This window comes from Desertibacillus haloalkaliphilus (genome assembly GCF_019039105.1).
GTDB lineage: Bacteria > Bacillota > Bacilli > Bacillales > KJ1-10-99 > Desertibacillus > Desertibacillus haloalkaliphilus.
The window spans coordinates 212,437-237,353 of the sequence record NZ_JAHPIV010000004.1 but is presented as its reverse complement, the minus strand read 5'-3'; the positions used below and the strand labels follow the sequence as shown (position 1 = coordinate 237,353).

Here is a 24,917-nt window from a genome sequence, read left to right as displayed (position 1 = left end):
AGGGAGCAAAGTGTATAGAGGAGAAAAAACATTTGGAAAAATTGTGGAGTATCGTGCTAAACAAAAGCCGGCTGAAAGATTTATCCGTTTTGAAAATGAGGACCTAACCTATCAAGAATATCATAGTAACGGTAATAAGTTTGCTAATGTCATAGCTAGGATTGGACTTTCAAAAGGTGACAGTTGTGCAGTTATGCTTGCCAACAGTTCTGAATTTCTTACGAGCTGGCTTGGTCTTGCCAGGCTCGGTGTTATCGAAGTGCCAATAAATACATCCCTGCGAGGAGACGTTTTAGCTTACATCCTCAATAAAGCTAAGTGTAAGGCTCTCGTTATTTCCGATCAATGGGCCGATCGTATTAACGCTTTGGCTGATGAGCTTCAATATCTGCGTCATGTCATTGTCGTTGGAAATGATGGTTTAACAGTAGCCGATCGGTTCCGTGGATATTCCTATGAAGCACTTATGGAGGAAGCTAGTGATACACCGGTTGATGTTGAAATCCAACCGCAAGATACATCGTTGATCCTTTTTACTTCTGGAACAACTGGCCCTTCTAAAGGGGTCATTCTTAGTCACAATGCAAATTTTAGTCTAGCAAAAACAGCTTGTGACCTGATGGACTACCGACCTGAAGATCGTCTTTATACAGTCTTTCCATTGTTTCATATTAATGCGCGTTATACTACGATCCTAACAGCTTTAATGGCAGATTGTGATGTTGTGATGCACCAAAAATTTTCCGCATCTAGGTTCTGGGAAATTTGCCGATCCGAAAACATTACGTCCTTCAATTTTATGGGCTCGATGCTGACGATCCTCATGAAGCAGCCAGAGCGACCTAATGATGCAAATAACCCAGTAAGGAAGGCATATGGCGCGCCAACACCTGTCGAGATCTATGATGATTTTAGAAAGCGGTTTCAGGTGGAGATTTCTGAAGTCTATGGATCAACGGAACTGGGAACAGCGATTTATAACCGGGCTGATTCATTTCGGTTAGGATCATGTGGGAAGCCTGTACCAATCTATGAAGTTGAGATTCATGATGAAAACGATCAGCCATGTCGACCTGGGAAAGCCGGAGAAATTGTTGTACGGCCAAAAGAGCCGGGAATTATGTTTAGTGGCTATTATGGTATGCCTGATAAGACCGTTGAAGCATGGCAAAACTTATGGTTTCATACGGGTGATCGTGGACGTATGGATGAGGATGGCTATTTTTATTTTCTCGATCGACAAAAAGACGCGGTCAGACGAAAAGGAGAGAATATTTCTTCCTATGAAGTCGAGAGAGTTATTAATGAGCACCCAAAGGTAAAAGAATCAGCAGTGATTGGTGTCCCATCTGAACTATCAGAGGAAGAAGTTATGGCTATCATCACTTTGAAAGATGGGGTAAATCTCAATGAGGTTGAGTTACTAGACTTCTGTCAGACACGTATGGCTGATTTCGCTATTCCACGTTATATTCGCTACATGGAGCAATTGCCAAAGAATACTTCATTAAGGGTTGAAAAATATAAGTTAAGAAAAGAAGGTGTTACCCAAGATACATGGGATCGTGAACAGGAAGGGTATAAGGTGCGTGGTTAATGTATGTCGCTAGAGAGGGGCACAAATGACTTCTCTCCAATCCTACCTATATCTTGAAAGAAAAGACATAAATAAAGTGAATATTATTTTAACGATCAAGAGCAAGATTATAAAACAAATAGTCGTGTCATTAGGAAGGACTCACAAAATGTGTCTATAAAAGTAGGACGATAATAAAAGAACATATAAACAGATGATACGATCAAAGATTACCTAGAATTGGAGGTTGTTTTATGGAGTCATTACGCGGGAAGGTAGCCATTGTTGGCGCTGCAGACACCGATGTTGGCGTTATTCCTGATAAGAGTGCGACAACGCTTTGCGTTGAAGCTGCACTACGTTGCTTAGATGATGCGGGGGTATCAACAGATCAAGTTGATGGTCTTATTACATGTAATTCAATGACGGAGCCATACATGTACCATGCAGAAGCGATTGCAGAGTATATGCAACTCACACCTCGTTATTGTATGAGTGTGGCCACCGGTGGAAGCACTACGTTTTCAGCTCTTCACCATGCAGCAACTGCGATCTCAAATGGTGTTTGTGACAACGTATTAATCACGATGGCTGATAGCTTACGGACGGGGTTAGCACGTGATCAGGCGATGACATTACTTGCTTCGACTGGACATTCTCAGTTTGAAACACCTTATGGCCCAACCGTACCTGCGCTATATGCATTACTAGCGAAAGCGCATATGGAACAATATGGGACCACAGAAGAACAATTTGCCGCAGTAGCTGTTGCCGCTCGTAAACATGCATCATTGAATCCTAGTGCTCAAATGCGTGAGAGAATTACGATTGAAGATGTCTTACAATCAAAACGAATCGCTGATCCATTGCATATGTTGGATTGCTCCTTAATGTCGGATGGCGGATCTGCTGTTTTGCTGACATCGGCCGATAAAGTATCTGAATTCTCTAATACTCCTATTTACGTGTTAGGTGTTGGGGAAGGTCATCATCACGAACATGTTAGTCAGGCACACAGTCTCACCACTTCTGCAGCAGTAGAATCTGGAAGACGTGCCTACGAAATGTCAGGACTAGGTCCGGAGGATATTGACCTTGCACAACTATATGATTGTTTTACACCGACGGTTATTATCGAGTTGGAAGACCTTGGTTTTTGCAAAAAGGGTGAAGGTGGCGAATTTGCTGAAAGTGGTGCGATTGAGATTGGTGGGTCTCTGCCTATAAATACACATGGTGGATTATTGTCTCATTGTCATCCAGGACATCCAGGTTCAATGTTTGCCTTAACAGAATCGGTGAAGCAGCTTCGTCATCAGGCTGGTAAGCGCCAAGTACCTAAAGCTGAGACGGCACTCGTCCATGGTCAAGGTGGAATTATGTCTAGTCATACGACACTTATCCTAGGAAGAGAGCGTTACTGATTGACGATATAGATTTTATATTTTACTTATTCAACCAAATATTTGTTTTAAAAAGGAGGATGGACGATTTTGTACAGTGGCGTACAAACATTTGGGAACGTAGTGGAATATAGAGCAAACCTAAAACCAAATACAAGGTTTATTCGATTTGAAGATTATGATTTAACATATGGTCAATTTTACAGTCAAGGAAATAAGATCGCAAATGTGATCTCATCACTCGGATTAAAAAAAGGCGATAGTTGCGCGGTGATGCTTCCTAATAGCCCTGAGTTTCTAGCGACTTGGCTAGGTTTAGCTAGAGTTGGTGTTATAGAAGTACCCATTAACGTTGCCTTTCGCGGTGACCTCTTAGTACACATTCTTAATCAAGCGAAATGTCAGGCGATTGTTATTGACGCCCAATGGGTTGATCGAGTGAAGGAAGTTATCGGTGAGTTATCTTCTCTTCGACATATTATAGTAGTCGGTCATCATGAGGAACGCTCTTCTAATCAAGTGAAATGGTATTCGTTTGAGGAGTTACTTTCAGTTGCTTCTGATCAAGAAATAAATGTTGAAATAAAGCCGAGTGATCCGTCACTAATTCTCTTTACATCCGGAACGACTGGACCTTCAAAGGGAGCGATTCTCAGTCATCGAGCGAATTTTAATCTAGCTTTTACATGTTGTGATCTGATGAAGTATAGTCCTAATGATCGTTTATTCACAGTTTTTCCGCTGTTTCATGTCAATGCTCGATATGCAACGATCCTCCCGGCATTACTTGCAGATAGTGATGTAGTTATGCACGAGCGATTTTCAGCTTCGAAATTTTGGGATATATGCCGTAGAGAACAAATCACGACATTTAATTATATGGGTTCTCTTCTAACCATTTTAATGAAGCAACCGGAAAGACCAGATGACGCCAATAACCCTGTACGCATGGTGCAAGGGGCACCAGCTCCACTTGAAATTTATGATGAATTTCAAGAGAGGTTTAAAGTCAAAATCACTGAAGCCTATGGTTCGACAGAAATTGGCTTAGCGATGATCAATCGAGCTGAGACATTTAAGAAGGGCTCATGTGGTAAAGCCGTTTCAACGTATGATGTTCAAATTCATGATGACGATGGTTATCCTTGCCCTCCCGGTGAAGCTGGTGAGATCGTTGTCAGACCGAAAGAACCTAACATTTTATTTGATGGCTATTACGGTATGCCAGAGGCAACAGTGAAAGCTTGGAAAGATTTATGGTTTCATACTGGTGACCGTGGAAAGATGGATGAGGAAGGTTATTTTTATTTCATCGATCGAAAGAAAGATGTTGTTCGTCGAAGGGGAGAAAATATCTCATCTTATGAAGTTGAACGTGTCATTAATGAGCATCCAAAAGTGTTTGAAACAGCCATTATTGGAGTCCCTTCAGAGTTGTCAGAAGAGGAAGTACTTGCCGTTGTTGTATCACGAAAAGGAGAACAGCTAAGTCCTAAAGAGCTCCTTGATTTTTGTCAAAGTCGGATGGCTTACTTCGCTGTTCCACGTTATGTACGATTTGTTAATGAGTTACCGAAAAATACATCGCAACGAATTGAAAAGTATAAACTTCGTGAAGATGGTATTACGAATGATACGTGGGATCGTGAACGAATAGGATATAAGGTTCAACGTTAATAAATGCCGATAGTTAAAGGTTTGAGAGTTCAAGAGTGTTAAACAAAAAGGAGGGAAAAGAGATGAGATTGAAAAAAGTAGATTTTGGCCTTTTTCTAGCCTTGATAGCGCTTATATTTTTAATCGCGTGTAGTGATTCAAGTGGTTCGGTTGCTGAAACGAATGATGGTGCGAGTTCTTCTGAGGATTCTGAAGAATATGTCCTTAGATTAGCTCACGGATTTTCTTCGACCCATTATATGCATACATTTATGGAGTGGTTTGATGAGCAAGTGCAAGAGAGAAGCGAAGGTAGGCTTTCCATTGATATTTATCCAAATGGACAGTTAATGCCAGCAACCGAAGAAGTACCTGCTTTAGTGCAAGGACAAATTGATATGGTGCACTCTACCTCTCCTATTCTTACTAGTTTTGATCCAATATGGAACTTTTTTGAACTTCCATTTTTATTTGACTACGAAGTCGACGACCCATCTGTCTTTTTAGAGAACAGAACAGCTTTCAATCAACATGAAGATGGTGGCCGAAAAATTGCAGATAGGATGGAAGATAAAGGGGTAAAAGTATTAGGATTTGCTTATATTGATACCTTTGGTTCGTTATTTACGAATAATCATTCGATAAATGATATTGATAGTGTTGAAGGTTTAAGAGTAAGGACACCTGGAGGGATCATTACCCCAGAAACGGTTGAAGCTCTTGGTGCTAGTAGCATTACAGTGGCTGGTGCTGAAGCAATCACTGCCTTACAACAAGGCGTTGTCGACGGGGCTTTATCAACACCAATGTACGTATATGATGTGAAGTTCCCAGTAGATACGTATATTGTTGCTCCATTATTTAATTCTGTAACACCCGTGTTAATCTCGCAAGATACGTTTGAATCTTTGCCAAGTGACTTACAAGATATATTAGTTCAGGTTGGCGAAGATTATGAGCAATATGTATTAGAGACTATTAATGAGGAGTTAGCTGAGACATTACCAAAGTTAGAAAATGAAATGGGAGTTGAATTCTATTATCCAACAGAAGAAGAGATTAACAAGATGAAAGAAGTATCAAGATCAGCATGGGAAGTGTTTGAAAATGAAGTTGAAGGTGGAGGGGATTTGATCGATGTTCTTTCTACGATTAATGAATAACAGCAGTCTTATCAACGTGTGTTTAATTCACTAGACCACTAGTTTCATTAAACTAGTGGCTCATAAAGGAGGTATGTGGATGGAGAATATAGAGAAGATTGAGAGGTCGACGAAATACCTTGACAAAAGTCTATTAGTCATTTCATTGGTATGTTTAATCATTAGTGTTGTTGGTGCAGTTCTTAGTGTCTTTTTTCGTTATATGTTAGGACTTTCCTTTCAGGTGATCGAAGAAATATGCCGTTATGCGATTATTTACGGTGTGTTCGCCTATATTGGTCCGCTCATTAAGCAAAATCAACATTTAAAAATGAGTATATTAAAAGACCTGCTAAAAGGCAAATTAAAATATATAAACAATCTACTCATTAGTATCCTCCTATTTGCTTCTTTTGTCTTTCTCTTTTGGGCCAGTACGATTTGGATTATCTCGTTACTTGAAATGGGAGTTAGAACAGCATCAGGAACTATGCTAATGTTTATTCCTACACTGTCCATACCGATTGGGATGTTCCTCGGATCTATTTACTCACTACTTCAAATCATTTTAGATGCTTGTCGCCTCCGTCATCATTTGAAAGAAGAGGCTGAAGTGGATACGGACGTTCGGGCATAGAGGCATAATTTCGTTTAGCTGAAATAAGAGGGGGGAGAATGGATGTTACTGGTCGGTTTTTTAATTTTGTTGTTGTTATTAATCATAGGAGCTCCAATCTGGTTAGCTCTAGCTGCAAGTGGTGGGTATTGGGTATTTGTTCATATGGGCTTGCCCTTAGAAAGTATTGCCTCGCAGTTTTTTACTTCTACTGATCAGTGGATTTTACTGGCCGTACCTTACTTTTTATTAGCCGGCAATTTGATGACATTTATGGGACCGGCTAGTAAACTGTTTACGTTTATCAAAGATCTTGTCGGTCACCTTCCAGGGGGGATGCCGGCAGCAGTGGTAGCTACCGCAGCCATTTTTGGAGCACTATCTGGTTCATCAGTAGCGACTGTTGTTGCCGTAGGCTCGATGGCTATTCCACAAATGATAGCGATGGGTCATTCAAAAGAGAATAGTTATGGTGTCATTGCAGCGTCAGGGACTTTAGGTCAAATGATTCCACCAAGTATTTTCATGATTTTGTTTGCTGCTTCAACACAACTAGATCCCGGAAAACTTTTTATTGCTGGTATTGTTCCTGGCATTTTTGTGGCTGTTGTGTTGATTATTGTAGCTATTATAGTGAGCTTTAAAAATACAACCGAAAAACCGAAGCGAAGTAGTTTGTCGGAAACGAGTCGATCATTTATTGGTGCAGTTCCATCGTTGTTAATGCCATTTTTAATACTGGGAGGAATTTACGGCGGAATTTTTACCCCTACTGAAGCAGCGGCAATTGCGATTGTTTACGTGTTACTTATTAGCTTCTTATTTAATCGAAAAGATTGTACGGCTGAAAATTTTAAAAAGAGTTTAATTAGTACAATGGTTACAACCTCGATTATTTACATTTTATTAGGTGGAGCTCAACTATTTACTACAGCGATTACGTATCTACAAGTTCCGCAAACAATAACTGAAGTGGCATTAAATATTGATATGGCAGACTGGATGATAATGTTAGTTATTATTTTAATCTTTTTGCTCTTTGGAATGTTTTTGGATGCGATACCCATTTTGTATATTACATTGCCAGTTTTATATCCGACGGTCCTGACATTGGGGTATGATCCGATCCACTTTGCAATGGTTGCTGTTGCTACTTTAATGATCGGACAAATCACACCGCCGATTGGTTCGAGTCTTTATGCAATTAGTGGGCATTTTAAAGAGAATATGGGAGTCGTCGTTCGAGGCTCATTTCCATATTTAATCGGTATGTTGATTGCTACACTTGTGTTGTTATATGTCCCTTGGCTTAGTACATTCTTATTTAACTAATCTAACTATTGTTTACATGTTTTGCCACTGTGAGAATGACTAGGTGCTCCTCTAGCAATGTATTGAAACTAGATTGAATAAATCATTGTGACATCACATACACATGAAGGGGTCTGTTGAAGGGGGAGCCCTGAACTATATTAGGAAGATAGACCTAAGGTAGTTTAGAGGTCATAATCTCTTTTACCTAATTCTAATTTAATTTCGGGATGATAGCTACGACAATAGGGTTTGCAAAAAGGATATAAAGATATGAATAAGAAGTAGGTGAATATAATTGGAGAATATTATATTTGGAAAAGACCACGAAATTTTTCGTACATCGTTAAGAAAGTTCTTGGAGAAAGAAGCGGTCCCTTTTTTTAAAACATGGGAAGAAGAGAAGTGTATTCCGCGAACCTTTTGGAAGAAGTTGGGTGAACAAGGCTATTTGTGCCCATGGACAGATGAAAAATATGGGGGCTTCAATGCAGACTTTTTGTATTCAGTAATTATTAATGAAGAGATGGAAAAAGTGGGAACAGGTATGTCAGGTATTGGACTTCATAATGATATTGTTATTCCTTATATTGATTCGTTCGGAAGTGAGGTACAAAAACAGCGTTGGATCACTCCGAGTACGAGTGGAAAAGCAATCACAGCGATAGCGATGACAGAACCTGGAGCTGGCTCTGATTTATCAAACATTCGTACCGTGGCTGATAAAGATGGAGACCACTTTATAATTAATGGGGAAAAGTCATTTATAACAAATGGACATTCCGCTGATATCGTCGTTGTTGCTTGTAAAACAGATCCAGATGCAGAACCCGCATATAAAGGCATTAGTCTTTTTGTCATAGAAGCTGGAACACAAGGGTTTTCGAAGGGAAAGAAGTTAAATAAAGTTGGTCAGCATGCAAATGATACTTGTGAATTGATCTTTGAAGATGTACGAGTGGATAGAGGTCATTTGCTAGGGAAAGAAGGTCACGGATTTTATTATTTAATGGAAAAGTTACAGCAAGAGCGGTTAATTGTTGCGATTAATGCCATTGTTGCTGCTGAGAGAATGCTAGAGCTAACAAAGGAGTATACGGGGCAACGAAAAGCATTTGGCCACTCCATTAGTAAATTTCAGAACACTCAATTTAAATTAGCAGAAATGGCGACTGAAATATCTATTGGCAGAACTTATGTCGACACCTTAATTAAGAAACATGTGAAGAATGAGGATGTCGTTACAGAAGTATCGATGGCAAAATGGTGGGTGACAGATTTAGCTAAAAAAGTAGCTACAGAGTGTATGCAATTACATGGTGGTTATGGATACATGGAAGAGTATGAGATCGCAAGACGATACCGAGATATTGCTGTGACGTCCATTTATGCAGGAACAAATGAAATCATGAAAACTATCATTGCTAAGAATATGAATTTGTAGGAAGTGTAAGAGACAAGTGAACAAGTGTTTTTCTCCAACCCTCTGATACTAGATTGATGAGTGTGGCAAGTTCAGCTTTGTTGTTTTCAATGGTCAGCATTTGACTTCAGTTGTTTTTCAGGTGATAATAGGGTGTGAATATTATTCATAATATTAAGAAAATTATGAATGTCGTAGATTGTGAAGTTAGTAAAAGTGGTGATTTGCAGCTAATCAGCATGAAGGTTGTAATGATAACTAGAAAGAAAGCACAGAGAGGTTCTAGTATAATGGTTAGCGATTATAAGTGTAGGGGTTGATGGGTATGTCAGAAGCAGTGCTGCTACATGTAAACGAAGGCGTAGCCAAGATTACATTGAATCGACCGGAAAAGTTAAATGTACTATCAAATGAAATCATTGCTGGATTGCGAGATGCACTTCAAGAGGTGAAAAGTAACTCAGCTATTCGTGCAGTGATTATAACAGGAAATGGTAAAGGATTCTGTGCAGGAGGTGATATTACTAGCTTTCCTAAAGGCTATGACAATGCATCGGTTGGAAGAGATTATATGAAGTTTGGGTTGCCACTCATTACAGACCTCGCACAGTTGGAAAAGCCAGTCATTGCAGCTGTTAATGGCTATGCGGTTGGTGCCGGTTTTAGTCTGGCGCTCGCATGTGATTTCGTGATTGCAACTGAACAATCATCTTTTGCGATGGTCTTTAATAAAATAGGATTAATACCAGATTTAGGTGGACTCTATCATTTACCGAGAATGGTTGGAATGGCACGAGCGAAAGAGTTGGTGTTTTCTGGACGTACGATTAGCGCTAAAGAGGCAAAAAAATATGGTATTGTGTTAGATATCGTTCAAAATCAAGAACTTATCACTAAAGCTGAAGAACTAGCAACATCATTAGGAACAAAAGCTACCCAGGCCATTGGGCTTGCAAAGTTTATGTTAAACCGTAGTTTTGAATCCTCACTTGAACAAATGTTGCGAGAGGAGGCACTTGTGCAATCGGTTGCCTTTTCGACGGAAGATCATGACGAAGGGGTGAGGGCATTTTTTGAAAAGAGGGATCCGAACTTTCTAGGAAAATAGCAGAAAAGAAAATTTGTTTTAATAAAATGGGGTGTCACTATGGGGAAAGTCCATGTCTTAATGAAAAAAGAAGAAATTGATCAAGAAAAACTTGATGGAAAAGTTGTTGTCGTTTTTGATGTATTACTAGCGACCTCAGTGATTGTTTCTTTGCTCGAGTATGGGGCGAAGAAAGTGATCCCTGTTATGGATGGGGAGGAGGCATTAGTAGAAGCTAGTAAACATAAAAAAGAAGATATCGTATTAATTGGTGAAGATAAAGGTATGGTGCTTCATGGGTTTAATAAGCCAAGTCCTACCTTGTTGAAAGAGCAAGTAAGAGGGAAAACAGTGATTCTTGCAACAACAAATGGGACAGTTGCTATTTGTAAATCTGCTCATGCCCAACAAGTTTATGTAGCTTCACTATTAAATGGGGCTTATGCTGCAAAAAAACTGAGTGAAACGATGTCTGATGAAACGATTATTCTCGTTTGTTCAGGATCATCGAAACAATTCAACAGTGAAGACTTCTATGGCGTTGGTTACTTTCTAGAAGAATTCTTAGCACATACTCATGTTGAATGGTCCCTTTCAGACGCAGCAAAAGTTGCGCTTGGATATTATAGCTTTGAAAAACATAACCATAGACATATTCTCCAAGAGACATCTATAGGTAAAATGCTCATGGATTATGGTTATGAAAAAGATGTACACCTGTCCTCTCAAAGAGGGATATTTGAGGTCCTTCCTTATCTAAATGAAAAAAGAGAGGTCCTCCCTATCAACCAACGAGGGAGAGAGTCAATTAAGCGGTAAGTAATGTTACGATGCAGATAGGTTTGGTTTTGTCAACCGTGTTTGGGCGGTCTACATCGTTACTAGTGAAATTTCAAGATACCAAATGGTTAATTGAATAAATGGATCTCGCATCATGACTCGCTCGGTAGAACGTTGACTTTCATTTCATTTGTCTAGGAGGGCTGGAATGTTAAAACAAGAGAGGGAAGTCTCTAAGCAAGCTGAAAATGAAATTAATTGGATGCGTTTCGAACAATACCTGCGTTCAAACATACAAGGACTTGAAGATCAACAAATGGTAGTTAAGCAATTTACAGAAGGTTATTCTAACTTAACTTTTTTATTGAAAATTGGAGACTGGGAAGCTGTGTTGAGGCGCCCACCGTTTGGTGAAATCCCAGCAAAAGCTCATGATGTCCACAGAGAGTTTCGTTTATTAGAAAAAATCAATCCCGTATTTTCAATTGCTCCAAAACCATACTTATACGCTGATGATCAATCGATTATGGATAAACATTTTTATGTGATGGAGAAAAAGACAGGAGTGGTTTTAGATGATACGATTCCAGATGACTATGATCGAGCTCCTAATACTAGAATTCGTATCTCAGAATCGGTGGTAGACACTTTAGTAGACCTTCATAATATTGATTATAAGAACATCGGCTTAGAGAATATGGGGAAACCAGACGGTTATTTGGAAAGGCAAGTTCATAATTGGATCAAACGTTATCGACAATTTGTGGTTGGTGAAATTGAAGTTTATCCAAAACTAGAGAAATGGTTACTCTCAAATATTCCTATTCCTTCTAGTCCAACGATTGTTCATAACGATTTTAAGATAAATAATATGATGTTTTCATATGATGAGCCAGGTGAAATCATTGGTTTGTTTGATTGGGAGTTATGTACAATTGGCGATCCACTTACTGATCTTGGCGCTGCCATTAGTTATTGGAAAGATGAAAATGATCCTTTTACCGCGATCAATTCAGTAACAACTCTTGGTGGTTTTATTAGTCGTAAACAATTTATTGAACGTTATGCTAGAAAAAGTGGGAGAGATCTCTCAAATTTTAACTTCTACTTGGTACTCGCTTATTTCAAAACAGCTGTTATTTTACAGCAAATTTATTATCGATGGAAGAAAGGGCATGTACAAGATTCAAGATTTGAGACGTTAGACTTGGCGATTCAAAACCTGATGAATGCTGCTTATGAATCAATAGATTCTCAGTTAGTATAGTTAAAAACAATATAAAATTTTAGACAGTGGTTAACATCTATCAAGGGTGTTTGCAACTAAAATTAATTGAATATTTTAAATTTTGTGTTTAGTATAATGTTAACAATGAGAATGGTGAAGCTCAAGCAACCAAATACGGGTTAGGAGGAAGGTTATGCGTGAAGTGGTTATTGTTGATGCTGTAAGAACTCCTGTAGGAAGAAGGAAAGGGGTAATGAGTACGGTACGACCAGATGATATGGCAGCAAATGTGTTAAGAGAATTGGTAAAACGTACAGGAATCTCGTCAGAGTTAATAGAGGATGTCATCCTTGGTTGTGTGTCACAAACTGAGGAGCAAGGACTTAATATTGCGCGTACGGCGGCATTGATGGCAGATTTTCCAATTCGTGTACCGGGTACAACGATTGATCGCCAATGTGGGTCTGGTCAACAAGCCGTTCACTTTGCTGCTCAAGCCATTTTGAGTGGTGACATGGATGTTGTGATTGCCGGTGGGGTTGAAAGCATGTCACGTGTTCCTATGTTTTCAACTAGAAAACAATCAGATTGGAGCGAAGAGTTAACAAGTCGCTATGAGATTATCCATCAAGGGTTATCAGCCGAGCGGATCGCAGAAAAATGGGAGTTTTCACGGGGACAATTGGATGAATTCTCGCTTAAGAGTCACGAAAAGGCGATTCAAGCGCAAAATGAAGGGCGCTTTGATCATGAAATTATGCCGTATGAAGTCACCTTAGAGGATGGTAGTAAAGCGGTCATTACTCAAGATGAAGGACCACGAAGAGGGACAACAATTGAAAAGCTAAGCACGCTTCAACCGGTTTTTAAAAATGATGGCGTGATCCATGCAGGGAATGCAAGTCAAATGAGTGATGGTGCTGGGGCTCTTCTTCTGATGTCAAGAGAAAAAGCACAACAATTAGGATTGAAGCCACGATTTAAAGTCATAGCACGTTCGGTTGTTGGTTCAGATCCGACGTTAATGCTTACAGGTCCAATTGATGCTACAAAACATGTATTAGAGAGAGCAGGGCTAACGTTGGCTGATATGGATGTATATGAAGTGAATGAAGCATTTGCATCCGTACCGATGTGCTGGTTAGAAGAGCTACAAGCAGATCCGCAGAAACTTAACCCAAATGGAGGAGCGATTGCACTTGGTCACCCTTTAGGTGCTAGTGGAGCCCGTGTGATGATGACGCTAATGAGCGAGCTCGAGCGAACTGGAGGGCGTTTCGGAATTCAAGCGATTTGTGAAGGCAATGGTATGGCTAATGCAACGATTATTGAACGAATTGATTCCTAATTTTAAATAATAAGTAGAAAGGATGAGGATTGATGAAAGTAAACGAAAGTATTGCTGTAGTGACAGGAGGAGCTTCTGGATTAGGTGAAGCAACGGTAACGAATATTGTAGAAAGTGGTGGGAAAGCTGCAATCTTTGATTTATCTGAAGAATTGGGGGCAGCCGTTGTAGAACGGTTAGGTTCTGAGAATGTTCTTTTTGTAAAGACTGATGTGACAAGTGAAGAAGAGGTTACTGCTGCATTGAACGAAACGATTGAAAAATTTGGTTCATTTAACACGGTGGTAAATTGTGCTGGGATTGGACCAGCGGAAAAAGTGGTAGGACGAGAAGGCGTCCATGATTTAAGTAATTTTAATAAAATCATTCAAGTCAATTTGGTAGGCACGTTTAATGTGATTCGTCTAGCAGCCCAACGGATGATTTCTAATACTCCTAATCATGAAGACGAAAGAGGGGTTATTATTAATACGGCATCGGTGGCGGCGTTTGATGGACAAATCGGACAATCTGCATATAGTGCATCAAAAGGTGGGGTCGTCGGTATGACATTACCAATTGCACGAGAGTTTGCACGGCACGGTATCCGTGTAATGACGATTGCACCAGGTTTAATTGAGACTCCGTTATTTAACTCATTACCGGATAAAGCTCGTGACGCATTAGGAAAAATGGTACCATTCCCACCTCGCTTAGGTTTTCCATCGGAGTATGCAATGCTAGCAAAGAGTATTATCGAAAACCCATTGTTAAATGGCGAAACGATTCGACTTGATGGAGCCATTCGTATGCAGCCGAAGTAAGTCTATTCTTTTAGTTGATGACTAAATCTATATAATGATAGGGAGGAAAGCAAATGGAAAAATTAGTCCATGTAGAAATTGAACGCGGAATAGCGACGGTAACAATCGATAATCCACCGATGAATGTGCTAAGTGTTCAAGTTACAAAAGAATTAGGGGAAGCATTTACAGGGATTGCTGAAGATCCCAACGTGATCGCAGTTATTTTAACGGGAGCAGGAAACCGAGCATTTATGGCAGGTGCTGATATTAAAGAATTCCCACAATGGGTCGACATGAGTGATGACGAGTTTAAGACATTAAATATGGAATCACATCGCGTGTTAAATCTAATCGATGAGATACCGAAGCCTACGATTGCAATGTTAAATGGGATGGCATTAGGTGGTGGTTGTGAGCTTGCTTTAACCTGTGATATCCGTATCGCAGAAGAACATGTACAAATAGGGTTACCAGAAGTTAAGCTCGGTTTATTCCCTGGTGGCGGAGGAACCCAACGGTTACCAAGACTCATTGGCGAAGCAAAAGCAAAAGAGTTAATGTTTAGCGGTGATCCCATTTCAGCAGAAGAAGCACGCCAAATTGGTTTAGTCAACCAAGTAGCTCCAACTGGTGAAGGGATGGGAGCAGCTCGTTCATTAGCCGAGAAGATGGCAGGCTATTCTTTGCAAGCATTAAGTAGGATTAAGCAAGCAGTAAATGAAGGTATGGAAAAATCGTTTGAGCAAGCGATTGATCATGAGTCGGATTTATTTGTGGACGTTTTTAATACTGAAGATGTCAGGGAAGGAGTCAGCGCTTTTATTGAGAAACGAACTCCTAACTTCAAACATCAATAAATCATTCAAGCTTTAATAGCCGCTACTACACCTGCGTTGATTGGTGCCTACCATTCAGCGCAGGTGCTTATATTTAGTCGCGCTATCCATTTTATCGCATTTGCGAGTAAACGTGTGGCAGGTCATTTTGTGATAAGGGGTATTAATTGAGCGTATAAGGTATCACCTCTAAAAATTTCACGTACCGTAATAGTTATATATTTATCATAATAAGAAAATAAAATAATTAGAACACCATAAATACCCAAATTATACAACCTATGATACTGTAGAAAAAACAATTATTTATGAGGCAGGGATTATATGACGACTAGAGGAAAACGATTGCTAAGGTTTGTTGTAATGGTATTCCTTTGTTTTAGTATTTGGTTTGTCATTCATACAGCCGCGGTCATTATTGATGGTCTAAATGATGAATTAGAAAAAACAGAGGTTGGAGTTGTGTTAGGAAATAAAGTAGAACGAGATGGTCACCCTTCAGAGCGACTGCAAGCAAGATTGGATAAGGCCATTGAGCTTTATGAAGACGGTTATTTGGATTTTATCATCGTTAGTGGAGGTCTCGGTGTTGAGGGTTATGATGAAGCAGAGGTTATGGAAGAGTACTTAGTAGGACATGGTGTTTCGGGTGATTCGATTTTTACAGATAGCAATGGGTATAACACAACGATGACAGCAGAAAATGCTCGGAGGATCATGGGGAATTTAGATGTACGGTCAGTTACGGTTATCACACAATACTTTCATATATCTAGGACTAAGCTAGCATTTGAAAAGCAAGGATTTAAAGAAGTAAGAGGAGCACATGCTGAAATATTTGAAGTTAGGGATTTCTATTCGATAGTTAGAGAATTTCCAGCCTTTTATAAGTATTTACTTATGTAACGTGGGAAGGTGACAAGACGAAATCAAAAAACACAATGAATTAATTGAATATGTGTTATAGAGTTAGTGGAACGGATTATGGAATGTAATTAACACATGCTTGATTACATAATAAAAGAGCTGCCCAGTTAGGCAACTCCTAATCGATATTTTAATACGGATGGAACATCATTTCCATCATCATTTCGCTAATTAGTTGTTCCAGCTCTCGTTGAGTCATTGTGTTTTCTTCTGTTGGTTCTAATGCAAAATCGATCGCTTCATTAATTTTTGAATAGCTATTAATGACAGAAATGTCGATGTTGACTTTTTCATGACCTTCTTCAGCTTCAAGCCCGAATGAAACTTTTTCATTTTGCAATTGACCATTTTCAATTTTAGACTGGATCGTAAATGTTGTAAAAGTAATTTGTTCTATGACATGTTCCAACTCTTGTTTATCTGCTGGATCAAGGATTTCGCCACTATGTTCAATAGTAGATTCGATTAAAGTGACCAGTAACTGCTTGATTTGATCGCCCTCGATATTGAGTTCAAACACATTATCATTTTCTTGGAAGTTTTCTTCTGGTAATTGATCAAACAACGAGTTCATTTCTTTACGATATTGTTGTTCAAGCATTTTTTGATCTTCATTATCTAAATCTGAATATACGTCTAGTTCAATAAATTCTTTTTCAAATGAGAAGTCCGCAGGTAATGGCATGACAGGGAATAACTCCATCACATCATTAAGTACGTCCGTTTTAATATATAGTTGTTCGTTGTTATCATCGATATGGATTGGAATATCTAGGTTAAATGATAGTGGACCTTGATTTGTTTGAAGAGAAAGAATAACTTCAGAGATTCCTTGCTCCATATCAACGCGAGATTCAGCTGTTATTTCCGCGTTGTTAAGAAGCTCTAAGACCATTTGCACATCTTGGTCGTCCGGCATAGGGTCTGCTTGAATATTAAGGCTAAAAGATGATGTTACTTCGTAAGAATTAGCATCCAGTAGGTCTTGATAAGTATCAATGTATGTTTCTTTTGCTGAGTTATTATTACATGCAGATAGTCCAAGAACAAATACTACAAGTATTAAAAGATAATAAACTTTTTTCAACGTACTTCCCCCTAATAATATGATTAGATTCAAAAATAAATGTAACAGATTGACTTGAAAATAGTAATCCTTAAAATCTTCCATGTGCGCTTAGGTGATGTCATACGTTTATAGAATTTAAGCAAGTTGAGTAGTCGATTCGATGATTGATATACTGTATGAAGCTTAAAAGTTGTATTATTCTGGAAATATCCACTAAATTAAATTTGATGAGCACTTTAAAAAATTGTATGGTTTGAGGTGAATTTCAATGGACATAAAAGCTAAAATTGATGTACTTAAGACGTATTTGTCTGAATCTAGACATACCGTTGTTTTTACTGGCGCAGGAATGGGAACTGAGAGCGGGTTACCAGATTTTCGTTCGGCATCAAATGGGATGTGGAAGGATGTCAATCCGCTACAATTAGCTAGTATCGAAGCGATGGAAACTAACAGATCAGGTTTTATTCACTTTTATTCAAAGAGAATTCATGACTTACAAGACGTGGAACCGAACACAGGTCATCAAATATTATCGATGTGGGAGCAGAGACGACTTATTCAGTCAATCATCACCCAGAATGTTGATGGCCTTCACCAAGCTGCTGGTAATAGAAAAATCTATGAGCTACACGGCTCTTTAAGGCATTGTCACTGTCATAAGTGTGATACGACATATGATAATGACTGCTTTGTAACCGGAGAACGTAATTGTGCTTGTGGGGGATTTATAAGACCTTCTGTTGTATTGTTTGGAGAAGGGTTACCGGAACATGCTATCAATGGCGCCACTTATGAATCTGAAAAATCGGACTTGTTTATCGTTTTAGGTTCCTCATTAGCAGTATCCCCAGCAAACTAGTTCCCAGAACATGCTAGAGAGAATGGAGCTAGGTTAGTCATTGTAAATATGGAACCAACTGAACTTGATCAACATGCTGACTTGGTTATTCAAAATTGTCGTATAGGAGACGTATTAACAGAAACAAATCAATTGCTATAAACCACCGCTTCAATTGGAACGGTGGTTTATCTGCCATTAATTCAATCTCAGTTGGCACGTATAGTCACTTGCCATTTGTTCTTCGTATATGCCTAAATTATTTATTTCTGGATCATACGGCAGTCGAAAATAATCAGAATAAAAACTTTGTTTATATGTTCCAGGTTCAGTTTCTTGTAAGATGATCGTTTCATATGTCATTACTTTATTGTCATAGTTTAATACTTCGAAAGTAACCGTTGCCTTAAAGTCTAATTCCTCAGTTATTGTATAAACAATTTCACCATTTTTTTGTCCACTAATAATATCGAATGTTTTCATCACATTTGGTTTGGCGATGTAATCATTTATTCGGATACCATCTTTTTCAATTACATTGTTTTCATCAGGTTCAGTTAGCTCAACACGGCTACGTTCGCCATCCCACCGTACATTGTACCCAATCGCTTCACTTATAGCACGAAGAGGTACATAAGTGCTATTATTGTACATAATGGCTGGATTGTCAGATACATCGATGTTTTTACCCGAGCTAATAATTTGTATGTGAGGAGCTAACAGTGCACTAATTTGCGCCCCAGCTCCAAGAGCAATTGTTGGAACAAGTAAAAATACCATGGCAAATACTATGGTCATTCGTTTTGTACGCAATCTCTACACCTCCTTTTACCATTTACACACTTATAATCTACTAAAATTATCCAAAAGGCAACTTAGTTTTTACCTAATTTATCGATCTTTGTATATCTGGAAAGTGGTGAGATTTTCCTATTGATGAGTATTAACGGGGAGTTGTTTTTTCATAGGAATGAGGCTGGCACAAAAGGTAAAAAAACAACCTTTTGTGCCAGCCTCTACGTGCACTACTTTAGTCATTCTTTTCAACCTATTTTCTGGTTACAACAAGTAATGGAGAGATTTTGAATATCGTGGCTATTCTAAGGTAATATGTTGATTTTAACCTATTTCCATAAATGAGTGTTTTCCTCATCTAATACAGGTAGGTATAACCCGCCAGCTTCACCACTTTCATATTGGAAAAGAGCAACGTACGTATTAGTTGAGGAAATATACCCTGTATCAATATTGGTTAACGATAATGTATCAAAATCTACAAATGGATCCACGTAGGGATCAAATGGCGTTATCCAGCGAACATCATAACCTTCAATAAGACCAATATCTCTCATTGGTAACGAGTGTTGTATTCGTCTGTTATTGGCTTCATAAAACATGGCATGGACATAGGTTGTGATCTCATCAGGGGCTGCGGTGGTCAATTTTTCAAATGCACTAAATTTTATCCAACCTTTCACTCGATTCAATAGATCATTCATTTATACACCACCTATATTAATAATGTAGTAGAGATGACTTGTCAGACCGTGTTGTTTTCTTTCTTTGTAACATACTATTCAACCAATTAATGTTTTAGTCGTAAACCTTTTCGTAGTGCCAATCTGCAGTAGGAACATTTAACGGTGAGTTATTCATAATTTGTAACTAAAATTTCTTTGTGATAAAAACTAACAATAATTATCTAAATATTTATAATTTATTTTATAATCAGATTAACAATAAAAGGAGTGATGAGGATGACTTATAAAACAAACATTGAATTATCTTTATATACAGAAGAAGAGCTATATTGGGCTATCCATCAGAAAAATGAGCAAAACAAGAGCCAGTCCCATGATGAATTAGTTGAACGGTGATACAGCGGTCATACTTTAGGACAATGAAAAAATCTAATATTCTATTAGTAATGTTTGAAGGAGATGATTAAATGAAGACACACGCTAACTTTGAAGAGGAGATTATGAAACAATTTATTGAATGGATTCGGTTGAATAAACATGTGAAACTATATAAAGCAAATCCAACCTTGGCATACAGTGTACGAGAGTTTGTAAAGAAATATAATATTCCGCCACTAAATCTAATGAAAATACTTGAGCATAAAATGGTTGTAAAATTTTTAAAAGCACAATTACCAATTGAAGTTATCGATAATCCTCAGGTTACAGATTTCCATTGGATTGATAATCCTGCTGGCTACTAAAATTAGTAGTCTTTTTTTTTGTGTGGAAATTCTTCTTCATTCCTTTACACATCGATGTATGGAGTTATTCACCTCGATTTAAGATGTTGTCTATAATCAAACCATCCGGGTTTATTATGCGAAAGATGAATATTCGAATAAAGGAATGGTATATCGTGTACGTAGGCATGCTATAACAAAGAAAGGGTTATCTTGTGATAATAGTTAAACCGTTATTTTACGCATGGGGGTGGAGAGGTTGACTGAATTAACATCACTAGAAATGGTTGAAACGTTTATACAGGATCACTCGCTTAGTTTCTTATACGTATCAAGGACAAATTGTGGGGTTTGCCATGCATTGTTACCACAAGTAAAGGAAGTGCTTATGCAATATCCGCGAATACAATTTGGGTTTATTAATGCAGATCATCTTGAAGAGATAGCGGGCTATTTATCAGTATTCACTGTACCTGCTTTGATCTTCTATATAGAAGGTAAAGAATATTTTAGAGAGGCGCGTTTTGTCCAAATAGAATCTTTAAATGAAAAAATACAAAAAATGTATCGCCTGACTAATTCCTAGCGCTAATTTATTCGATAAAAAGGATGTTAGAATTCAATATACTCTAAAATGTTTTACACAACATGAAGCAGAAATCGCTTGCATATTGAAAACATATCATTTATGATAAATACGTAAACGATTACGCAACTTAAAAATTAAAGAAAAAAACAATATTTTTTTCGTGGTTACGTAAACGATTACGTTAAAGGGCGGGGATTATCATGGCTACAATAACGATAAAAGAAATAGCGAATTTGGCAGGGGTTTCTACAGCTACGGTTTCTAGAGTCCTAAATGAAAGTGGGGGCTACTCTGAAGAAACAAAACAGCGTGTTTTAGAGATTCTCCGGCAAAATAATTATCAGACAAATGTTGTAGCAAAAAGTTTAAGAACTAAACAATCTAAAACCGTCGGAGTCATTGTCCCTGATATTACAAATGAATATTATGCACGTATTGCACTAGCGATAGAGAATTTTTTTGTGCCTAATGGATATTCTATTTTTATTTACAACACAAGTGAGGATTCCGCTAAGGAGAGGCTATTAATTCGTGATGTTGTTGCTAGAGGTGTTGATGGATTGATTTCCATTTCTGGAACGATGAATGTCCTAAATGAAGCAAAGAAGCATGGATTGCCGATCGTCTGTATTAATCGTCGTGAAACCTTAAGTGAGGAAGTTCGTGTGATAGAATCAGACAACTTCCGAGGTGGGTTTATGGCAACTGAAGAATTGCTCAGACAAGGGTGCAGAAACATCGTGCTAATCAGGAACAGGCGTGATAATTTTCCGATGAATGAACGGCATAGGGGCTATTGTGAAGCATTAAAAACCTACGGCTTTGAGATTGATAAAAACTTGGTGCGCCCTATCATCTTTGATGTTCATTATGCAACTGAATGTATTGAGCAACTGATTCGTGCTGATGTTACATTTGATGGGATCTTTGCATGTGCAGATTTGATGGCGATCGGTGCATTAAAAGCTTTACGTGACCATCAAAAACGTGTTCCGCAAGATGTTAAAGTTGTAGGGTTTGACAACATTAACTTTAGTGAGCACAGTTATCCACCATTAACAACGATTGAACAAGATAAGGAAACGCTAGGAACAAAGGCTTCTCAAACCTTATTAAGCTTAATGGAAGACAAAGAACTGTCAGGAGAGACAACAACGGTGTTGCCGGTTACATTAATAAAGCGAGAAACAACGTTATAATCTATGCTTATTTCGACTTGAGAAAGGTGAGGTAACGATTGGTGTTAAGTGATGTGGATCTAAAGAAAAAAGCGGTTGGAGAAAAGGCTGTTGAGTATATTAAAGATGGTATGACGATTGGTCTGGGCTCGGGTTCTACCGTTTACTGGATGATGAAGAAATTAGGTGAACGTATTGAGCAAGGTTTGAATGTAAGAGGTGTTCCTTCTTCTCTTCGAACAGAAGGCTGGGCAAAAGAGTTCGGTATTCCACTCGTTTACTTTTCTGAAGTGAGTGAGTTGGATGTCGCGATCGATGGTGCCGATGAAGTTGACCCTGATTTTAACCTCTCAAAAGGTGGAGGTGGCTCGCTCCTAAGAGAAAAGTTAGTGAACGATGCAGCAAAAGAATTGATCATCGTTGTTGATAATAGCAAGTTAGTGGAAAAACTTGGAGCTTTCCCTTTACCTGTTGAGGTTGTTCAGTTCGGGTGGGAAAATACAGTACGAAAAATAGCTAATCTCGGTTGTGAGCCTGTATTAAGGAAGAAGGGTGGCAACACCTTCGTTTCAAATAATGGAAATTATATTCTAGATTGTGACTTTAAAACAATTTCAGATCCAACCGCTCTTCATTACGAGCTCAAACAATTACTCGGTGTCGTTGAAACTGGGTTGTTCATCGGTATGACAGACAAAGTCATAGTTGCTGAAAATGAGGGTACTCATGTTTTAGAAAAAAAGTAATCGATGCTGAATTCAAGTTTTACAACCTAATTGTAACAAGAAAGGGGTGTAGATGATGACAAAAAATGATGTATTTACATTTGGTGAAACGATGGTCCTTTTTCAACCGGAACAAATGCTTCCATTAGAATATGTAAATGAATTTCCGAAACGAGTTGGAGGGGCTGAATCAAATGTAGCGATTGGGTTAGCGAGACTTGGCCATTCTGTGCGTTGGTTTAGTAAACTGGGTGACGACCCATTCGGAAGGTACATTCATAAGGTCATACGTGGGGAAGGTGTTGACACCTCAACATGTCTGTTCACAACCCAAGCATCTACAGGTTTAATTTTTAAAGAACAGCTGTCACCTGAAGATATGAATGTCTATTATTATCGAAAAGGGTCTGCTGCAAGTATCATTAACCCCAATGACTTAGATGAAGATTCGGTTGCTAATGCAAAAATATTACACCTAACAGGTATTACCGCAGCATTAAGTGATTCATGCTATGAAACGATAATGAAAGCGGTTAATGTCGCAAAAGAAAATGGTGTCATGATTGTATTTGACCCTAATGTGCGATTTAAGCTTTGGACAGAAGAGAAAGCAAAAAAAATATTAGGAGAAATTGCTTCTCATGCTGATGTCATTTTACCAGGATTAGATGAAGGACAATTTATGACAGGGAAAAATGAGGTAGAGGATGTGGCTGCTACCCTAGATGTTACTGGAGACAAAACGATCATTATCAAGCTTGGTAGTCAAGGGGCGTATGTGCATACGAGTGATGAAAAAGCGTATGTTGAAGGATTCCCGGTCGAACAAGTCGTTGACCCAGTTGGAGCTGGAGACGGCTTTGCTGCTGGTGTAATCAGTGGCATCTTACGTCAAGAGTCATTACAACAAGTCGTGAAACGAGCAAATGCGATTGGGGCAATGGTTGTTAGGATGAAAGGTGATTTTGAAGGGTTACCCACTTACCAATCCGTTGAACAATTTATGACCCCATCATCAACTGAACGAGATGTAAAAAGGTAAGGGACTAATACATTTAATTACAGAGGAGTGCTAAAAAATGAGTAAATTTAAAGTTGTTGTTACAGATTATGAGTACGATTCGTTCGTACCTGAAGAAGAAGTATTGAATAAGCTAGGTATTGAATTGACGTTAGAGCAATGTAAAACAGAAGAAGATGTTATTGCTGCTTGTAAAGATGCAGATGCATTGATCAATCAATATGCTCCAATTTCACGAAACGTAATTGAGAAGCTTGAAAACTGTAAAGTCATTTCTCGTTATGGTGTTGGTTTTAACACGATCGATATTGATGCTGCTACGGAAAAAGGAATCGTTGTAGGTAATGTTACCGATTATTGCTTAGATGAAGTGTCTGATCATGCTATGGCACTCCTTCTATCAAGTGTACGTAAAGTAACATTGTTAAATAACACAGTTAAAGGCGGAGATTGGGATTTCAAAGTGGCAGTGCCTATCAACCGGTTAAGAGGGCGTACACTAGGTCTTTTAGGATTTGGCAACATTCCAAAAACATTGGCGAGAAAGGCACAAGCATTTGGGGTTAACGTCATTGCCTACGATCCGTTCGTACCTGAATCTGTTGCGAAAGAATTCAGCACCGAGCTTGTAAGTTTGGACGAGCTTTGTGAACGATCAGACTATATTTCTGTTCATCTTCCATTAAATGAGCACACAGAAAAAATTATTAGTCATGAACAGTTTGATACAATGAAAAAAGAAGCATTTATTATCAATACGGCACGAGGACCAGTTATTGACGAAGAGGCAATGATCAAGGCTCTACAAGAAGGAAAAATCGCAGGAGCAGGATTAGATGTATTAGAGGTCGAGCCAATTGACCCAAATAACCCACTACTAAAAATGGATAATGTCATTATTAATCCGCATGCGGCCTTCTATTCAGTTGAAGCTCAAGATGAGTTAAAGCGAAAAACAGCAGAAAATGTCGCTGATGTGTTATCTGGATATTTCCCTACGTACCTAGTTAACAAGGACGTAAAAGAGAAGTTGAATTTAAAAGACAAACAATAATACTCAAACATAAATGAAGTGAATAGGCACACTCCTGTTATCAAAGGAGTTGTGCCTATTTTTCATGCTTTTAAGTAACCATGTTACCATTCTTATTCAGTTCAGTCTCGATAAATGCT

The 24,917-nt window shown here is 38.5% G+C and carries 23 protein-coding genes and 1 pseudogene; 21 read left to right on the top strand and 3 right to left on the bottom strand.

Going from position 1 to position 24,917, the window contains the following annotated elements; genetic code table 11:
• The first annotated feature begins 10 nt into the window (after positions 1-10).
• The 14 genes from KH400_RS06460 to KH400_RS06395 all read left to right on the top strand — a co-directional run bounded on the left by KH400_RS06460 (position 11) and on the right by KH400_RS06395 (position 16,097).
• Positions 11-1,597 (top strand): AMP-binding protein, encoded by a 1,587-nt coding sequence (locus tag KH400_RS06460; RefSeq protein WP_217223064.1) that lies wholly within the window; start codon positions 11-13, stop codon positions 1,595-1,597.
• A gap of 233 nt (positions 1,598-1,830) precedes the next feature.
• A complete protein-coding gene (locus KH400_RS06455; RefSeq protein WP_217223062.1) occupies positions 1,831-3,000 on the top strand; it encodes a thiolase C-terminal domain-containing protein in 1,170 nt (389 codons plus the stop codon).
• Between the two features lie 69 nt (positions 3,001-3,069).
• On the top strand, positions 3,070-4,656 hold the full coding sequence (locus KH400_RS06450; RefSeq protein ID WP_217223060.1) for an ATP-dependent acyl-CoA ligase: 1,587 nt from the start codon (positions 3,070-3,072) through the stop codon (positions 4,654-4,656).
• Between the two features lie 62 nt (positions 4,657-4,718).
• A complete protein-coding gene (locus KH400_RS06445) occupies positions 4,719-5,798 on the top strand; it encodes a TRAP transporter substrate-binding protein (protein ID WP_217223058.1) in 1,080 nt (359 codons plus the stop codon).
• Between the two features lie 79 nt (positions 5,799-5,877).
• Positions 5,878-6,414 (top strand): TRAP transporter small permease, encoded by a 537-nt coding sequence (locus KH400_RS06440; protein WP_217223056.1) that lies wholly within the window; start codon positions 5,878-5,880, stop codon positions 6,412-6,414.
• 42 nt (positions 6,415-6,456) lie between these two features.
• Positions 6,457-7,725: a TRAP transporter large permease gene (locus KH400_RS06435; RefSeq protein ID WP_217223054.1), complete on the top strand. Its 1,269-nt coding sequence runs from the start codon at positions 6,457-6,459 to the stop codon at positions 7,723-7,725.
• 277 nt (positions 7,726-8,002) lie between these two features.
• Complete coding sequence (locus KH400_RS06430; protein WP_217223051.1) at positions 8,003-9,148, top strand: acyl-CoA dehydrogenase family protein; 1,146 nt, start codon at positions 8,003-8,005, stop codon at positions 9,146-9,148.
• 304 nt (positions 9,149-9,452) lie between these two features.
• Complete coding sequence (locus KH400_RS06425) at positions 9,453-10,235, top strand: enoyl-CoA hydratase/isomerase family protein (RefSeq protein WP_217223049.1); 783 nt, start codon at positions 9,453-9,455, stop codon at positions 10,233-10,235.
• 39 nt (positions 10,236-10,274) lie between these two features.
• Positions 10,275-11,033 carry a 2-phosphosulfolactate phosphatase gene (locus KH400_RS06420; RefSeq protein ID WP_217223047.1) on the top strand — a complete coding sequence of 253 codons (759 nt, stop codon included), beginning with the start codon at positions 10,275-10,277 and terminating at the stop codon, positions 11,031-11,033.
• Between the two features lie 169 nt (positions 11,034-11,202).
• Positions 11,203-12,261 carry a phosphotransferase family protein gene (locus KH400_RS06415; RefSeq protein WP_217223045.1) on the top strand — a complete coding sequence of 353 codons (1,059 nt, stop codon included), beginning with the start codon at positions 11,203-11,205 and terminating at the stop codon, positions 12,259-12,261.
• A 154-nt stretch (positions 12,262-12,415) separates the two neighbouring features.
• Complete coding sequence (locus tag KH400_RS06410) at positions 12,416-13,570, top strand: thiolase family protein (RefSeq protein ID WP_217223043.1); 1,155 nt, start codon at positions 12,416-12,418, stop codon at positions 13,568-13,570.
• 32 nt (positions 13,571-13,602) lie between these two features.
• Positions 13,603-14,373 carry a 3-hydroxyacyl-CoA dehydrogenase gene (locus tag KH400_RS06405; protein ID WP_217223041.1) on the top strand — a complete coding sequence of 257 codons (771 nt, stop codon included), beginning with the start codon at positions 13,603-13,605 and terminating at the stop codon, positions 14,371-14,373.
• A gap of 53 nt (positions 14,374-14,426) precedes the next feature.
• A complete protein-coding gene (locus KH400_RS06400; RefSeq protein ID WP_217223040.1) occupies positions 14,427-15,212 on the top strand; it encodes an enoyl-CoA hydratase in 786 nt (261 codons plus the stop codon).
• A gap of 303 nt (positions 15,213-15,515) precedes the next feature.
• A complete protein-coding gene (locus tag KH400_RS06395; RefSeq protein ID WP_217223038.1) occupies positions 15,516-16,097 on the top strand; it encodes a YdcF family protein in 582 nt (193 codons plus the stop codon).
• 151 nt (positions 16,098-16,248) lie between these two features.
• Here the strand turns inward: KH400_RS06395 and KH400_RS06390 are convergent, their stop codons facing one another.
• On the bottom strand, positions 16,249-17,205 hold the full coding sequence (locus KH400_RS06390) for a hypothetical protein (protein ID WP_217223036.1): 957 nt from the start codon (positions 17,203-17,205) through the stop codon (positions 16,249-16,251).
• A 250-nt stretch (positions 17,206-17,455) separates the two neighbouring features.
• Between KH400_RS06390 and KH400_RS06385 the strand changes: the two are divergent.
• Positions 17,456-18,190 (top strand): annotated as a pseudogene (locus KH400_RS06385) (NAD-dependent deacylase).
• Positions 18,191-18,226: 36 nt separating this feature from the next.
• Here KH400_RS06385 and KH400_RS06380 read toward each other — a convergent pair.
• The gene (locus KH400_RS06380; RefSeq protein WP_217223034.1) at positions 18,227-18,841 is read right to left on the bottom strand and encodes a stalk domain-containing protein; all 615 of its coding nucleotides are present in this window, start codon (positions 18,839-18,841) and stop codon (positions 18,227-18,229) included.
• 311 nt (positions 18,842-19,152) lie between these two features.
• Positions 19,153-19,527: a hypothetical protein gene (locus KH400_RS06375; RefSeq protein WP_217223032.1), complete on the bottom strand. Its 375-nt coding sequence runs from the start codon at positions 19,525-19,527 to the stop codon at positions 19,153-19,155.
• A gap of 449 nt (positions 19,528-19,976) precedes the next feature.
• Here KH400_RS06375 and KH400_RS06370 point away from each other — a divergent pair, with 449 nt between their 5' ends.
• The 6 genes from KH400_RS06370 to KH400_RS06345 all read left to right on the top strand — a co-directional run bounded on the left by KH400_RS06370 (position 19,977) and on the right by KH400_RS06345 (position 24,798).
• Positions 19,977-20,252 carry a hypothetical protein gene (locus tag KH400_RS06370; RefSeq protein ID WP_217223030.1) on the top strand — a complete coding sequence of 92 codons (276 nt, stop codon included), beginning with the start codon at positions 19,977-19,979 and terminating at the stop codon, positions 20,250-20,252.
• Between the two features lie 229 nt (positions 20,253-20,481).
• Positions 20,482-20,817, top strand: a complete 336-nt coding sequence (locus KH400_RS06365) for a thioredoxin family protein (protein WP_217223028.1) — start codon at positions 20,482-20,484, stop codon at positions 20,815-20,817.
• Between the two features lie 203 nt (positions 20,818-21,020).
• Positions 21,021-22,019 (top strand): LacI family DNA-binding transcriptional regulator, encoded by a 999-nt coding sequence (locus KH400_RS06360; protein ID WP_217223026.1) that lies wholly within the window; start codon positions 21,021-21,023, stop codon positions 22,017-22,019.
• A 41-nt stretch (positions 22,020-22,060) separates the two neighbouring features.
• Positions 22,061-22,744 (top strand): ribose-5-phosphate isomerase RpiA, encoded by a 684-nt coding sequence (rpiA, locus tag KH400_RS06355; protein WP_312889066.1) that lies wholly within the window; start codon positions 22,061-22,063, stop codon positions 22,742-22,744.
• A 55-nt stretch (positions 22,745-22,799) separates the two neighbouring features.
• Entirely contained in the window at positions 22,800-23,765 is a 966-nt protein-coding gene (locus tag KH400_RS06350; protein ID WP_217223163.1) for a sugar kinase, read from the top strand.
• A gap of 37 nt (positions 23,766-23,802) precedes the next feature.
• Positions 23,803-24,798 (top strand): C-terminal binding protein, encoded by a 996-nt coding sequence (locus KH400_RS06345; protein WP_217223024.1) that lies wholly within the window; start codon positions 23,803-23,805, stop codon positions 24,796-24,798.
• The last annotated feature ends 119 nt before the right edge of the window (positions 24,799-24,917 follow it).